Genomic DNA, 14,110 nt, shown 5'->3' with positions numbered 1-14,110 from the left:
CCGAAAGCCCTCCGTCACGCACCATTCAGGATGTCCATGCCGAAGACCCCGCCGCCCGAGCTCGCCCCGGAGAGAATCCAGGACATCGACCTCGAGAGCGAGATGCAGGGCTCGTTCCTCGAGTACGCGTACTCCGTCATCTACTCGCGCGCTCTCCCCGACGCCCGCGACGGCCTCAAGCCCGTGCAGCGCCGCATCCTGTATCAGATGTCGGAGATGGGCCTGCGGCCCGACCGCGGGCATGTCAAGAGCGCTCGCGTCGTCGGCGAGGTGATGGGGAAGCTGCACCCGCACGGCGACTCCGCGATCTACGACGCGCTCGTCCGTCTGGCCCAGGACTTCGCGCTGCGCGTGCCCCTCGTCGACGGCCACGGCAACTTCGGCTCCCTCGACGACGGGCCCGCCGCGGCCCGCTACACCGAGGCCCGCCTCGCCGCTCCCGCGATCGCGCTGACCGAGAACCTCGACGAGGACGTCGTCGACTTCGTCCCGAACTACGACGGACAGTTCCAGCAGCCCGCCGTGCTTCCGGCGGCGTTCCCGAACCTGCTCGTCAACGGCGCCAGCGGCATCGCCGTCGGCATGGCGACGAACATGGCCCCGCACAACCTCATCGAGGTCGTGGCCGCCGCCACGCACCTTCTGGAGAACCCGGACGCCACCACCGAAGAGCTGATGGAGTTCGTCCCGGGACCCGACTTCCCCTCGGGCGGCATCCTGATGGGCCTCGACGGCGTCAAGGACGCCTACACGACCGGCCGCGGCGCCCTGAAGGTGCGCGGCAAGGTCTCGGTCGAGCCGCTCGGGCCCCGCCGCACCGGCATCATCGTGTCGGAGCTGCCGTACATGGTCGGTCCGGAGCGACTGATCGAGAAGATCCGCGACGCCGTGCAGTCGAAGAAGCTGCAGGGCATCAGCGACGTCACCGACCTCACCGACCGCAACCACGGCCTGCGCGTGGCGATCGGCATCAAGACCGGTTTCGACCCGAACGCCGTGCTCGAACAGCTCTACCGGCTCACCCCGCTGGAGGACTCCTTCAGCATCAACAACGTCGCGCTCGTCGAGGGTCAGCCCCGTACGCTCGGGCTCAAGGAGATGCTCAGCGTCTACGTCGGGCACCGTCTCGAGGTCATCACGCGCCGCAGCCGCTACCGCCTCGCCCGCCGCGAGGAGCGTCTGCACCTCGTCGAGGGCCTCCTCATCGCGATCCTCGACATCGACGAGGTCATCCAGGTCATCCGCTCCTCCGATGACTCCGAGCAGGCCCGCACCCGCCTGCGCTCGGTGTTCGATCTCAGCGAGCTGCAGGCCGAGTACATCCTCGAGCTGCGGCTGCGCCGCCTCACGAAGTTCTCGCGCATCGAGCTGGAAACCGAGCGGGACGCGCTGCGCGCCGAGATCGCGCGCCTGCAGGAGCTGCTCGCCAGCCCGGCGCTGCTGCGTGCCGCCGTGGCGTCGGAGCTGCATGCCGCGGCCGACGCCTACGGCACCCCGCGACGCACGCTCCTGATGAACGCCGCACCCCCGAAGCAGCGCGCCGCGAAGGGCGCCGTCGACCTCCAGATCGCCGACGCGCCGACGATGCTCGTGCTCTCCACGACGGGGCGCGCCGTGCGCGTCGACCTCGCCGAAGGACAGGAGCTCACGGTGCCGGCGCGCCGCAGCAAGCACGACGCGATCCTCGCCACCGTGGAGACGACCGTCCGCGCCGAACTGGGCGCCCTCACCAGCGCCGGCCGCGTGGTACGCTTTTCCCCCGTCGACCTGCCCTCGGTGCCTTCGACCTCCGTGCAGCTCGCCGCCGGCACGCCGCTGCGCGACTACCTCGGCATCGCGACGAAGGGCGAGCGCATCCTCGGCTTCGTGCGCTTCGACAGCGACACGCCGATCGCCCTGGGCACGGCGCAGGGCACGGTCAAGCGGATCGTGCCCTCCGCGCTCCCCGTGCGCCCCGACCTCGAGGTCATCGGCATGAAGCCGGGCGACAGCGTGGTGGGTGCGGCGGAGGCGCCGGACGACGCGGAACTCGTCTTCGTCACGACGGATGCGCAGCTGCTGCACTTCTCCGCCTCCTCGGTCCGTCCGCAGGGAGCGCCGGCCGGCGGCATGGCGGGCATCAAGCTCGGCGCGAACGCCTCGGTGCTGTTCTTCGGCGCCGTCGATGCCGACGCGGATGCGGTCGTCGCCACGGTCTCCGGAGGCGAGAGCATCCTGCCTGGCACGGATCCCGGGCGCGCCAAGGTGTCGGCCTTCGCGGAGTATCCGGCCAAGGGACGCGCGACCGGCGGCGTCCGCGCGCACGCGTTCCTGAAGGGAGAGGATCGTCTGACGGTCGCGTGGGTCGGCCGGTCGCCGGCGCAGGCCGTGGATCCGACCGGCGCCGTGCGCAAGCTGCCCGAGCCTGGCGCGCGACGCGACGCCTCCGGTCAGCCCATCGACGGCGTGATCGGCAGCATCGGCCGCACCATCATCTGACGCACGTCTGACCCCGAGCAGCCTGCGGTCAGTCCTCTGGCTGCTCGGCCTCCTCTCCGAGACGATCGAGCCCCTCCGCGATGACCGTCGCCACCGTGCGGGCGTGAGTGCCGTCGGGGTCGAGATCGGGGTCGAGAACCGTAACCGATGCGCCCCAGGCGCGGGGTGCGGCGAGCCGGAGGAAGGCGATCAGCTCGTCGGGGGTGAGACCGCCGGGATCCGGGCTGTCCACGGCGGGCATGTGCTCCGGGTCGAGGACGTCGACATCGACCTGAAGCCAGAAGCCGCGCTCGAGGCCCGGGGAGTCGAGGATCCGCGACGCGGCACGAGCGCCCCCGTGCAGAATGATCTGATCCGCGGGGATCGTGAGGGCGATCGCGGCTGTCACCTCCTCGAGGAAGTCGTCGTCTCGACGGCATCCGACGTGCGCGGTCGCGGCCGGATCGAAGTAGGGCCCGAGGCCGTCGATGTCCGCGATCTCCGGAAGATGGCGTCCGATCGCGGCCGCGAGGTCCTCCCCCGCGAGCGCTCCGATGGCGGCGCTGTTGCCGGGGTTCCGGAAATCGGTGTGGCCGTCGACGTGCACGAGTCCGCCGCCGCCGCTCACCCGTGCCGCGAGGCCCGCCGCGACCACGAGGCTGCAGTCCCCGCCGAGGACGAGCGGGGCATGCCCGCCGCGTCGCAGCTCGACGAGGCGCGGGGCGAGCCGGCGGGCGTGCTCGACGATGGCGTCCTGATTGCGCAGGGTGCCCACGGGTCGCCCTGGATCATCGACATAACGGCCGGGGAGCACGACGCCGGCCTCGACGGCGCCCCGCCGGAGCAGGACGTGATGCAGGCCGGCCTCCCGCAGGGCCTCCGGGGCCTTCGCGGTGCCGGGCACCGCCCCGGGGACGGGAGGCCGGAGACCCAGGTTCGTCGGGGCGGAGACGATCGCGATCATCGTCCCATCCTGCGGCGGATCAGAGCCGCAGGGCGAGCACGTTCGCGGTGAGTCCGGCAGCCGTGCCGCACAGGATCACGGTGTCCCCCGCGCCGATCCGGCCGGAATCGAGGGCGCGGGCGAGCATGAACGGCACGGATGCCGACACCATGTTCCCGAACGAGGCGACCTCGTCCATGCGACGGTCGGCGGGGATGCCGAGGCGGTCGAGCATCGGCCCCAGAGCCGCCGAGGCCTGGTGCGGCACCCACAGCGCGACATCGTCGTAGGCGAGGCCCGAGGATGCGTGGAAGGCGTCGAAGAAGTCCGGCAGCACACGCATCATCCCCAGCAGCGCCCGGCGTCCGTCCATGTCGAAGAGGTAGTCGGCGGGGTCGGCATCCGCGTACCGCTGTGCGGGCGAGTGCGAGAGACCGCCGCGGATCTCGGTGTCGTGCGCGTACGCCGGCCAGGTCCGCTGGGCGCTCGCGATCACCCCGCGGGCCGGATCCTCCGATCGGCGCAGCACGACAGCCGCGGCGGCGTCGCTGAACAGCTCGAAGCTCTCCTTATGACCGGGATTGAGGAATCGCGTCCCGACGTCGCCGGAGAACACGAGGATCGTCTCGTGCGCTCCCGCCTCGAGGAACCGGGAGGCCACGTCGAGGGCGGTGATGAAGCTCGTGCACGTCGAGTTGACGTCGAAGGCCGCGGCATGGCCGGTGAGCGTGAGGCGTTCGAGCACGAGCGCCGCCGTGCACGGGATCGGCTGGATGCCGGCGGCGGAGGCTCCGATCACGAGGTCCACCTCGTCTGCGGCGACCCCCGCGTGCTCCAGCGCGCGCTCGCACGCACCGGCGAGCATGTCGAGGTGGGAGACGTGATCCTCTATCCGATAGCGCACCTCCTCACCGAATCGCACCGTGCGCTCCGGGAGCATGGTCCCCCACCCTGCGATCTCACAGCGCCGCATCGCCGTCCTCCCTCCACGTCCGCGCCACCCGGCGCAGCTTCACCGTCCCGTCGTGCGCGTACGGCGCCCAGTCGATCATCGGATGCTCGCAGCCCAGACGGTGGGCCAGCACGTCGATCTCCGCCTGCACGCTGCTGCGGCTGCGGTCGTCGAGCACGTCGAGCGCGATCTCGAGTCGTGACGGGCCGGTCTGCACGACGCGGTACTCGTCGAACCCCTCGGCGTACAGCAGCGCCCTGCTGACGAGGTCGGCGAACACCGGCACGGTCCGCCCGTCGAGCCCGCGGAGCAGCAGGATGTCCCCCTCGCGCCCCTCGATCCGCTCGATCGCCGTGAGGGCGCTGCCGCAGGCGCACGGCGTCGCCCGAGTGCGGAGCACGTCGCCGAGCCGATAGCGGACGATGGGCTGGGCCCGCCGCCGCAGGTCGGTGACGATCGGCGTGAAGCGTCCCTCTCCGAGCTCCTCCCGCTCGAACAGCACGCTGTCCTCGTTGAGATGGAGCACCCCGTGGTCGCAGGTGTGCGCGAGGAATCCCTCAGTGCACTGGTAGAGCTGGTGCAGGAACGGCTGTCGCAGGGCGGTGGCGATGCGACGCTCGTCGGCGATCTCCAGCACCTCCGCGACCGCATACACCCTCTCCGGCATCGCATCGAGGCGGCCGTCCTCGACGGCGCGGGCGATCATCCGGAGCACGGAGGGCGGGGCCACGAGGATCGTCGGCCGGTACGCCTGCAGCCGGTCGACGTTCTCGTCCATGTCGGCGTAGACGTCGAAGTAGGAGAACGACACCGCCCGGGAGCCGACGGACTCGTACAGGCTGTTGTCGGCGCGCAGGAACAGTGCGATGCGGTGGCCGAGCAGCCGCCGGCGCGGCAGCGTGCGCGCCAGCACCGTGCCGACCCACGCGTCGCGCTCCGCCGCGCTGACCACGAACAGCCCGCGGTGCCCGCTGGTGCCGCTGGAGAGGCCGACCGAGTTCTTCCCCAGGTCCGCATCGAAGTCGCGCGAGCGCTCGTTGGCGATCGCCAGCGCCAGCGCCTCGTCGCGACGCACGCCGACGGTGTTCATCACATCGAAGTGCGCCATCATGACGCTCTTGTCCATCACCGGGAGCTCCATGAAGCCGCGAGTCGCGAGCAGTCCGCGGAAGTACGGGGAGCGCCGCCCGAGGAACCGCAGGTGACGGCGCAGCAGGCGTCGCTGGCGCCGCGCCACCGCGGCGCGCGTGCGCAGCGGTCGCAGCCACCGTACGGCCGCGAACTCCCCCAGCATCCGCATGCGCCCCATCAACTCAGCAGCTCCCGGTCACCCAGCGGATCGTGGCTGCAGACGATGCGGATGCCGGCGTCCGCCAGCGCACGCAGCATCGCCGCGGTCTGCCGGTACCGCTCCGGGTTGTGCTGCACGAGTCGCGGAAGGGTCCGCATCCGCCCCGCCTCCTCGAGCAGGTCGCTTCCCCAGGCCGCATCGCCAGCGAGGAGCACGCGCTCCTCGATGAGCGCACCGACATGACCGTCGGCATGCCCCGGCAGGTCGAGCACGAGATACGAGCCGTCGCCGAGGAGGTCGGCGGCACGCAGGGGCACGCCGGCCACGTCCGTCGTCCGGAAGTCGTCCGGACCGAGCACGGTGCGCGCGGCCGTCTCGAACCAGGCGGGAAGCAGGCCGGTGAGCACGCCGGTGCGCGGCCGGGGGTCGGCGAGCGTCCGCAGCGTCCCCTCGGTGAACACGAACGTCGCGGACGGGAACCGGCGCACCCCGCCGACGTGATCCGGGTGCAGGTGCGAGAGCACGACGTGCGTCACGGATGCCGGCTCGACGCCGTCCGCCTCCAGCTGCGCGGCCACGTCGTCGACCTCGTCCACGATCGGCGGCAGCAGCCGGCGGTACACCGCTCCGCGCCAGCCGGCCCCCCAGTCACCGGTGGCGTAGCCCGTGTCGAACAGGACGCGACGGCCGCCGGGAGCGTCGTAGAGGAAGACCCCTGAGGGGAACTGGCGGACGCCCCGAGGCGCGCCGTGGAACATCCTGCCGAGGTCGTGGGAGGTCCGGCCGCAGGTGAGATGCCGGAGCCGCCCGGTCACGCCGCCGCCCTCAGGTGCGCGGCGACCCGGGCGAGCGCCTCGTCGAGGGAGACCTCCGGCCGATAGCCGAGCTCCGCCTTCGCCCGGGAGATGTCGAGAGTCTGCGAGAAGGCGATCGTGCTGAGCGTGTACCGGGTCAGCGGTGGTTCCGGCCGGCCGGGGAGCACGGTGAAGATCCCCTCCAGAGCGGATGCAGCCGCCCACGCCGCCCTGCGGTTCATCGGCCGCAGACGGGGCGTGAGCCCCAGCTGCTCGAGCAGCCCCGTCAGGAGATCGCGGAACGCCCGCGGCTCGTCGTTCGTGATGTTGTAGACGCCGCCGGCGGGATCCCCCTCCGTGAGGGCGAGCCGCAGCGCGGCCGCGGCGTTCTCCACCGCGGTCACGTCGATGACGTTGCGCCCGCCGTGGAACAGCGGCACCCCGATGCGCCGGTGCACGTCGAGCAGTCGGGGCAGGAGGCTCGGGTCGCCGGGTCCGATGAGGCCGCGAGGGCGGACGATCACGAGCTCGCCGATCACCCCGGAGCGCAGGGCGTCCTGCAGAAGACGCTCGGCGGCGATCTTGGAGCGGATGTAGCCGTTGAGACGGTTGCCCTCGTCGACCTGACTCTCGCGGATGGCGACGCGATCACGGGCGGCCGAGTAGATGCTCGGCGAGGAGACGTGCACGATCCGCCGTGCACCGTTCCTGCGCGCGAAGGCGACGACATGGGCCGTGCCCTCGATGTTCGCCTCGCGGAACTCCCGCCACGCGCCCCAGGGGGTGGACAGCGCGGCGCAGTGGATGACAGCGTCCACCGGCAGATCGACAGCGGGCAGAACCGCCAGAGCGCCGGGGACGCGGTGCGCGGCATCCGCCACCCTGGCCAGGGCCTCGACGTTCCGCCCGGCCGCGAACGCCTCGACGCCGTGCGCCCGAAGATCGCGCACGACGTTGCCGCCGAGGAACCCGCTCGCCCCCGTCACCAGCACACGGGCTCCGGACATGGACTTCACCCTAGCGGCCCTCGTCCGCCGGGACGCGCATCGCCGTGCCGCGGCGTGAGTCCCCGTAGGGTGGTCGCGTGCGGATCGCCATGGTCACCGACTACTACCTGCCGACGCTCGGCGGCGTGCAGACCGTGATCAAGGCGCATCGGGAGGCGCTGGAGCACGACGGGCACGAGGTGACCGTCTTCTCCCCTCTCGCCCATCCCAGCACGGACCCCGGCGTGGTGCGGCTGCCGACCGCCCGGCTCTTCGCACCGGACGGCTACCCGTTCACCTGGACCGCCGCCGCCGCGGCCCGCATGCTGCGCCGCGAGCTGCGCGCCAGACGCATCGACGTGGTGCACGTGCACACCGAGATGTTCGCCGCGCTCGCCGGGTTCGAGGCCGCGCGGGGGCTCGGCATCCCCGTCGTGCAGACGATGCACGGGAGGATCGACGTCTACACCCGCTCGGTCCTGCCGCTGCCGGCGCTCACCACCGCGCTGCTCGCAGGCCTGCATCGCCGCCGGATGAGCCACGACGAAGCGCGCATCGATCCGCGGGAGCCCTATGCCCGCACCCGCACCGCGCGGCGGATGTGGCGCCTCATGGTGAGCCAGGCGAACCACGCGACGCATGTGATCGTCCCGTCCGCCCACTTCGCGGCGAAGCTCCGCGCCCAGGGCGTGCGCACGCCGATCACGGTGCTCTCGAACGGACTCGAGGCCTCCGTGCTCGAGGCTCTCGGCACGCCGCAGCCGCGTGCGATCGTCCCCGGTGAGGCGCTGCGCGCGCTGTGGTGCGGCCGGCTCTCCCCCGAGAAGCGGCCGGACGTCTTCATCGACGCCGTCGCACGCACCCCCGGCATCGCCGCGGAGATGTTCGGGGACGGCGTCGCGCGCTCGGCGGTCGCGAAGCGCATCGCCGCCGTCGCCCCCGGACGCATCACCGCCCACGGAGCCGTGCCCCAGGATCGGATCCTCGAGGCGATGAGGGCCGCGCATCTGCTCGTCTCCAGCTCTCTGGACTTCGACAACCAGCCGATGGTCATCCTCGAGGCGATCGCGGCGGGGCTGCCGGTGCTCGTCACCGACCCCGACCTCGCGGAGGCGCTCCCTCCGCGAGGCGGCCTGGTGACGCCCACCCCCGATGTCGCCGGGCTCGCGAGCGCGCTCGCCGATCTGCGCGACGATCCCGCACGGATCGCCCGCATGAGCGCCGCGGCCCTCGCGCATCGCGCGCACATCGCGCAGAGCACGCACCGTGCGGGACTGGTCGACGTGTACCGCGCCGCGATCGAGAGCCGCGGAACGGGCTGAGATCAGGCGTCGATCGACTCGCGCGACAGACGGTCGGACGAGTCGATGATGAACTCCCGGCGGGGGGCGACCTCGTTGCCCATGAGCAGCTCGAAGACGCGGCCCGCGGCCTCGGCATCCTCCATGCGCACCCGTCGCAGCAGGCGCCCGCCGCGATCCATGGTCGTGGTCGCCAGCTGCTCGGCATCCATCTCGCCCAGGCCCTTGTACCGCTGGATCGGCTCGTGCCAGCGCTTGCCCGCCTTGCGGAGCTTGGCCAGCAGCGCGTGCATCTCCTGCTCGCTGTAGGTGTAGATCGTCTCGTTCGGCTTGGAGCCCGGGTTCATCACGATCACCCGGTGCAGCGGCGGCACGGCGGCGAAGACGCGGCCGTGCTCGATGAGCGGTCGCATGTACCGGAAGAAGAGCGTCAGCAGCAGCGTGCGGATGTGCGCGCCGTCCACGTCGGCGTCGCTCATGAGGATGATCTTGCCGTAGCGTGCGGCGTCGATGTCGAAGGTGCGCCCCGATCCCGCGCCGATCACCTGGATGATCGAGGCGCATTCGGCGTTGGAGAGCATGTCTCCGACCGAGGCCTTCTGCACGTTGAGGATCTTGCCGCGGATCGGCAGCAGCGCCTGGAACTCGCTGTTGCGCGCGTTCTTCGCCGTGCCGAGGGCCGAGTCGCCCTCGACGATGAAGAGCTCGCTGCGCTCCACGTCGTTCGTGCGGCAGTCGACGAGCTTGGTCGGCAGGGTCGACGACTCCAGCGCGTTCTTGCGCCGCTGAGTCTCCTTGTGGGCGCGAGCCGAGACGCGGGCCTTCATCTCGGCGACGACCTTGTCGAGCAGCTGCGTGGCCTGGCTCTTGTCGTCGCGCTTGTTCGAGCTGAACCGTTCCGCGAGGTCCTTCCGGAGCACCTGGGCGACGATCTGTCGCACGGCGGGGGTCCCGAGCACCTCCTTCGTCTGGCCTTCGAACTGCGGCTCGGGGACGTTGACCGTCAGCACCGCGGTGAGGCCGGCGAGCACGTCGTCCTTCTCCAGCTTGTCCGACGCCGAGACCTTGAGCCGACGGGCGTTCTGCTCGACCTGGGCGCGCAGCACCTTCAGCAGCTCCTGCTCGAAGCCCTGCTGGTGCGTGCCTCCCTTCGGCGTGGCGATGATGTTCACGAAGGACCGGGCGACCGTGTCGTAGCCGGTGCCCCAGCGCAGCGCGATGTCGACCCCGCACACGCGCTCGACCTCGGTGGAGACCATGTGCCCGTCGGCCTGCAGCACCGGGACGGTCTCCTTGAAGGTGCCCTCGCCCTGGATGCGCCAGGTGTCGGTGACCGGCGGGTCGGTGGCGAGGTACTCGACGAACTCGGAGATGCCGCCCTCGTAGCGGTAGGAGGTCTCGTTCTTCTCGTCCGCGCGCTCGTCGCGGATGACGATCTCGAGTCCGGGGACGAGGAACGCCGTCTGCCTGGCGCGCGTCTCGAGGTCGGCGAGCTGGAACGCCGCATCCTTCGTGAAGATCTGCCGGTCCGCCCAGTAGCGGATGCGGCTGCCGGTGACTCCGCGCGCGGCCTTGCCGACGACGCGGAGCTCGCTCTTCTCCTCGAACGGCGTGAACGGCGCATCCGGCCGCTTGTCCCCCGTGTCCTTGAAGATGCCGGGCTCGCCGCGGTGGAAGGACATCGCGTAGGTCTTGCCGCCGCGGTCGACCTCGACGTCCAGGCGCTCCGAGAGGGCGTTCACCACGGAGGCGCCGACGCCGTGCAGACCGCCGGATGCGGCGTAGGATCCGCCGCCGAACTTGCCGCCGGCGTGCAGCTTGGTGAAGACCACCTCGACGCCGGTGAGTCCGGTGCGCGGCTCGACGTCGACGGGGATGCCGCGTCCGCGGTCGTGCACCTCGACGCTGCCGTCGGCGTGCAGGATGATGTCGATCTTCGTGCCGTTGCCGGCGACGGCCTCGTCGACGGCGTTGTCGATGATCTCCCAGAGGCAGTGCATGAGGCCCGGGGATCCGTTCGAGCCGATGTACATGCCCGGTCGCTTGCGGACGGCCTCGAGGCCCTCGAGGACCTGGAGATGATGGGCGGAGTACTCGGCGGTCACAATCTCCGATTGTATTCTCGGCGACCGCCCCGGCCCTGCCGACACTCCCCGTCGTGGCACAGCCGAGACCGCGCGCGTACGCGCTGAGCGAAACACGCCGTGATCCGGGCATGCGCACAGGTTCTGCGTGGTTGTATTGATCAACACCCGGTAGTGGACCCGACACCTGAGGAGGCACCGAGATGAACGCAACGACCGAACGTGAGACCTCCGCCGTCGAGTTCCGCCTGACCGCCATGGACCGCTGCGACTCGTGCGGCGCTCAGGCGTACATCGCGGCCGAGGTCAATGGCACCGAGATGCTCTTCTGCGCCCACCACGGACGCAAGTACGAGGAGAAGCTCCGCAGCATCGCCACCAGCTGGCACGACGAGACCGCGCGTCTCATCGACAGCGTCTGACGCCTCCGGCGACCGCCGTCGTCAGTCGACGATGGTGCGGCGCACGCGCGGCGTGAGCCGCGTGAGGATCTCCTCGCCCACCGTGCCGATGCGCTCGGCGAGCGTGGTCGCACTGCACTCGCCGCGCTCTCCCGCGCCGAACACCGTCACCTCGTCGCCCGCCGTCATCCCGGGCCATCCCTCGACGACGGCGGAGGTGTGATCGATCCGGCGCAGCACGCGGGGTCCCCCTGGCGTGCCGACGGAGACGCCGGCGATCGTGGACGGCAGGCCGTCGAACGAGCCGATCCCGATCACCGCGTCACCGTCGACGACCTCCGTCACCGAGGCGATGAGCTCGGCCGCCGGAACGACTCCGTCGAGTTCCGGACCGTCGGCGGAGCGGATGCCGTAGCAGAACGCGCCGATCCGGCACAGCGAGCCGCGCAGCTCGGGGCGCCACCATGAGGCGGCGGATGCCGTGAGGTGCAGCGTCTGCGGCGACGCGCCCGTCTCCTCCGCGAGGGCGACGGCGCTGAGGAACACCCGCTGCGCCTCGTCGTCCTCCGCGTCGCTCGCCTCGGCGAGGTGGCTCCACACGCCGGCGAACTCCAGCAGGCCCTCCGCCTCGGCGGCGCGCACGGCAGCCATGCTCTGCGGCCATTCCTCGGGCAGCAGCCCGTTGCGGTGCAGCCCGGTGTCGATCTTCAGGTGCACGCGGGCCGTGATCCCCAGTTCCCGTGCGCGCGCGACGATGCGGTCGAGATAGTCGGCGGTGCCGACGCCGAGATCGAGCCGCTGCAGCAGCGCCTCGTCGATCTCGGCATCCGTGGAGGTGGCCCAGGCGAAGATCCGCGCATCGCCCTCGAGAGCCCGGCGCACGTCCAGGCCGCTGCGGACGTCGTAGCTGCCGAACCAGGTCACGCCGGCACGCTCGGCGGCCTGCACCGCCCAGGCCAGGCCGTGACCGTAGGCGTCGTCCTTGAGGACGAGCATCAGCTCCGACGGGCCGATGCGCTCGCGCACGACGCGGATGTTCTCGATGAGACGCGGCGTGTGCAGCCGCAGCTCCGGCCGGTTCACGCCTCCCACCCCCGCGCCGCGTGCGCGCCGGCGACGGTCACGAGCTCGGCGACGCTGAGCCCGGTCACTGCGCTCCAGCGCGCCAGAGCGGGACCTGCCGGACCGGTCCCGCCGAAGTAGGTGACCTCGGAGTCCACTGCGACGTCCTCGTTCTCCAGGTCGACGACGCAGACGTCCATGGCCACGCGTCCGACGATGGGCCTCGCCGAGCCCGCGACCTCGACGTGGGCCTCGTTCCCGAGCGCGCGGACGATGCCCTGCGCGTAGCCGCCGGTCACGAGGGCGACCACGGTGTCCTGCGCGGCGCGGTGCGTGTAGCCGTAGGACACGGCGTCTCCCGCCTTGAGCTTCTTGATCGAGAGCACGCGCCCTGCGAGCCGCATCACGGGACGGGTCCGCAGCATCCCGTCTTGATCCGGAAGGCCGTAGAGAAGAAGCGGGTCGATGTCCGGCACGCCGTCGGTGACCGCTGCGATGCCCTCGAGCCGCAGCATCTCGGCCTCGAGCGGGGTGTCGACGAGCGCGGCGCAGACGCCCGCCGCGGCGACCGTCTGCGCGACGCCGAGCACCCCGTGCCCCCAGGCGTCGCGGCGGAGATCTGCGACGGTGCCGCCGTCGGCGACGGCCGCGGCTGCAGCCGCCGTCAGCGCCGACCGGGAGATGATCGCGCGCGGGCGGGCGCTGGAAGTGGTGTCGCACACGGGATCAAGCCTAACTCGGGCTCCCCGGTCGCCCCGCGCCCCCACCGTAGACTGGGGGGACCCCTTACCTTGGAGACCCATGTCACGTTTTTCCCTCGCACCCCGCATCCGCTACCTGCTGGCCCGCGCCCGCCGTATCGATGTCGGCTCGGTGATCGAGAGGGCGAAGGAGGCCTCAGCCCAGCACGGCAAGGCCGTGCCGCTGATCGTCGTCGACATGCTGTGGTCGGCCGGACGGCACAACGTCGGGTTCCAGGACTACATCGACTACGACTTCGCGATCCTGACCAGAGCCGAACGCGACACGTACATGACGCACCCGGTGTCGAACGAGATCTCGCAGAAGTACGATCACCCCGACTACCGCCACCTGTTCCACGACAAGGCCGAGTTCGACGCGAAGTTCGACGCGTTCCTCAAGCGCGACTGGATGCTCATCACCGAGGGGAACGCCGATGAGCTGCGCGCGTTCACCGAGCGCCAGGGCACCATCGTCGTCAAGGAGACCCACGGGCAGGCCGGCACCGGCGTGCACCGCTACCACGCCGCCGACGTCACCGACTGGGACGCCTTCCACGCGGAGCTCCTGTCGAAGAAGCAGGTGCTCGTGGAGGAGGTCATCCGCCAGCACCCCGACCTCGCCGCCGTCTGCCCCGGCACGGTCAACACGACCAGGGTGACGGCCTTCTTCGACGGAGAGAAGACGCACATCCTCGCGATCGCGCAGAAGTTCGGGCGCGGCGCGGTGAGCGATCAGATGAGCTTCGGCGGCTTCTACACGATGCTCGACGACGACGGCCACGCCATCGGCGCCGGCTACGACTCGCACGGCCACGTGCACGTCACCCACCCGGACTCCGGCTTCCCGATCGCCGACTTCCAGCTGCCGATGATGGAAGAGGTCCGCGCGTTCGTGGATCAGGTCGCCCGCGTCGTCCCGCAGGTGCAGTACGTGGGCTGGGACATCGTCGTCACGCCCGACGGACCCGTGCTCGTCGAGGGCAACTGGGGCGCCGGCGTGTACGAGAACAAGCCCAGCGTCACCGGCATCCGCACCGGTCACAAGCCGCGCTACCAGGCCGCCATCGGGTTCTGACCCGGCGCCAGGTGCGCAGAA

General features: G+C 71.1%; 12 protein-coding genes. 4 read left to right on the top strand and 8 right to left on the bottom strand.

Going from position 1 to position 14,110, the window contains the following annotated elements:
• Positions 1-36 precede the first annotated feature (36 nt).
• Positions 37-2,478 (top strand): DNA gyrase/topoisomerase IV subunit A, encoded by a 2,442-nt coding sequence (locus G6G98_RS01700; protein ID WP_164233813.1) that lies wholly within the window; start codon positions 37-39, stop codon positions 2,476-2,478.
• A gap of 28 nt (positions 2,479-2,506) precedes the next feature.
• On the opposite strand, the gene G6G98_RS01695 is transcribed toward G6G98_RS01700, so the two are convergent.
• From G6G98_RS01695 to G6G98_RS01675, 5 genes are read right to left on the bottom strand one after another with little or no spacing between them, the layout of a single operon-like run.
• Complete coding sequence (locus G6G98_RS01695; protein ID WP_084788286.1) at positions 2,507-3,421, bottom strand: arginase family protein; 915 nt, start codon at positions 3,419-3,421, stop codon at positions 2,507-2,509.
• Between the two features lie 19 nt (positions 3,422-3,440).
• The gene (locus tag G6G98_RS01690) at positions 3,441-4,373 is read right to left on the bottom strand and encodes a 3-oxoacyl-ACP synthase III family protein (protein WP_067352227.1); all 933 of its coding nucleotides are present in this window, start codon (positions 4,371-4,373) and stop codon (positions 3,441-3,443) included.
• Positions 4,360-5,652: a F390 synthetase-related protein gene (locus G6G98_RS01685; protein ID WP_208321407.1), complete on the bottom strand. Its 1,293-nt coding sequence runs from the start codon at positions 5,650-5,652 to the stop codon at positions 4,360-4,362. The genes G6G98_RS01690 and G6G98_RS01685 overlap by 14 nt, the downstream gene beginning before the upstream one ends.
• Positions 5,653-5,660: 8 nt before the next feature.
• Complete coding sequence (locus tag G6G98_RS01680; RefSeq protein WP_164233815.1) at positions 5,661-6,458, bottom strand: MBL fold metallo-hydrolase; 798 nt, start codon at positions 6,456-6,458, stop codon at positions 5,661-5,663.
• Positions 6,455-7,444 (bottom strand): NAD-dependent epimerase/dehydratase family protein, encoded by a 990-nt coding sequence (locus G6G98_RS01675; protein ID WP_164233816.1) that lies wholly within the window; start codon positions 7,442-7,444, stop codon positions 6,455-6,457. The genes G6G98_RS01680 and G6G98_RS01675 overlap by 4 nt, the downstream gene beginning before the upstream one ends.
• A 77-nt stretch (positions 7,445-7,521) precedes the next feature.
• Between G6G98_RS01675 and G6G98_RS01670 the strand changes: the two genes are divergently transcribed.
• Positions 7,522-8,745, top strand: a complete 1,224-nt coding sequence (locus tag G6G98_RS01670) for a glycosyltransferase (protein ID WP_067352241.1) — start codon at positions 7,522-7,524, stop codon at positions 8,743-8,745.
• Between the two features lie 2 nt (positions 8,746-8,747).
• Here the strand turns inward: G6G98_RS01670 and G6G98_RS01665 are convergent, their stop codons facing one another.
• Positions 8,748-10,829 carry a DNA gyrase/topoisomerase IV subunit B gene (locus tag G6G98_RS01665; RefSeq protein WP_164233817.1) on the bottom strand — a complete coding sequence of 694 codons (2,082 nt, stop codon included), beginning with the start codon at positions 10,827-10,829 and terminating at the stop codon, positions 8,748-8,750.
• A gap of 182 nt (positions 10,830-11,011) precedes the next feature.
• Between G6G98_RS01665 and G6G98_RS01660 the strand changes: the two genes are divergently transcribed.
• Entirely contained in the window at positions 11,012-11,230 is a 219-nt protein-coding gene (locus G6G98_RS01660) for a DUF7455 domain-containing protein (RefSeq protein WP_067352244.1), read from the top strand.
• 21 nt (positions 11,231-11,251) lie between these two features.
• Here the strand turns inward: G6G98_RS01660 and G6G98_RS01655 are convergent, their stop codons facing one another.
• Together G6G98_RS01655 and G6G98_RS01650 are read right to left on the bottom strand one after the other, a co-directional pair.
• The gene (locus G6G98_RS01655; protein ID WP_164233818.1) at positions 11,252-12,292 is read right to left on the bottom strand and encodes an alanine racemase; all 1,041 of its coding nucleotides are present in this window, start codon (positions 12,290-12,292) and stop codon (positions 11,252-11,254) included.
• Positions 12,289-12,993 (bottom strand): alanine racemase C-terminal domain-containing protein, encoded by a 705-nt coding sequence (locus tag G6G98_RS01650; protein WP_243841974.1) that lies wholly within the window; start codon positions 12,991-12,993, stop codon positions 12,289-12,291. Before G6G98_RS01650 ends, G6G98_RS01655 begins: the two co-directional genes overlap by 4 nt.
• 79 nt (positions 12,994-13,072) lie before the next feature.
• Here G6G98_RS01650 and G6G98_RS01645 point away from each other — a divergent pair, with 79 nt between their 5' ends.
• Positions 13,073-14,089: a sugar-transfer associated ATP-grasp domain-containing protein gene (locus G6G98_RS01645; protein ID WP_164233820.1), complete on the top strand. Its 1,017-nt coding sequence runs from the start codon at positions 13,073-13,075 to the stop codon at positions 14,087-14,089.
• Positions 14,090-14,110: the final 21 nt, after the last annotated feature.

Origin of the sequence: Microbacterium hydrocarbonoxydans (assembly GCF_011752045.1) — a bacterium.
Taxonomy (GTDB): Bacteria; Actinomycetota; Actinomycetes; order Actinomycetales; family Microbacteriaceae; genus Microbacterium.
Note: the sequence above shows the minus strand (reverse complement) of the source record. Positions and strands in the feature narration are given on the sequence as shown.

What these genes read in the sequence shown, in the direction of transcription:
- G6G98_RS01700 (WP_164233813.1), top strand. Translation starts at nt 37, where the DNA reads ATGCCGAAGACCCCGCCGCCCGAGCTCGCCCCGGAGAGAATCCAGGAC.
- G6G98_RS01695 (WP_084788286.1), bottom strand. Translation starts at nt 3,421, where the DNA reads ATGATCGCGATCGTCTCCGCCCCGACGAACCTGGGTCTCCGGCCTCCC.
- G6G98_RS01690 (WP_067352227.1), bottom strand. Translation starts at nt 4,373, where the DNA reads ATGCGGCGCTGTGAGATCGCAGGGTGGGGGACCATGCTCCCGGAGCGC.
- G6G98_RS01685 (WP_208321407.1), bottom strand. Translation starts at nt 5,652, where the DNA reads ATGCGGATGCTGGGGGAGTTCGCGGCCGTACGGTGGCTGCGACCGCTG.
- G6G98_RS01675 (WP_164233816.1), bottom strand. Translation starts at nt 7,444, where the DNA reads ATGTCCGGAGCCCGTGTGCTGGTGACGGGGGCGAGCGGGTTCCTCGGC.
- G6G98_RS01660 (WP_067352244.1), top strand. Translation starts at nt 11,012, where the DNA reads ATGAACGCAACGACCGAACGTGAGACCTCCGCCGTCGAGTTCCGCCTG.
- G6G98_RS01645 (WP_164233820.1), top strand. Translation starts at nt 13,073, where the DNA reads ATGTCACGTTTTTCCCTCGCACCCCGCATCCGCTACCTGCTGGCCCGC.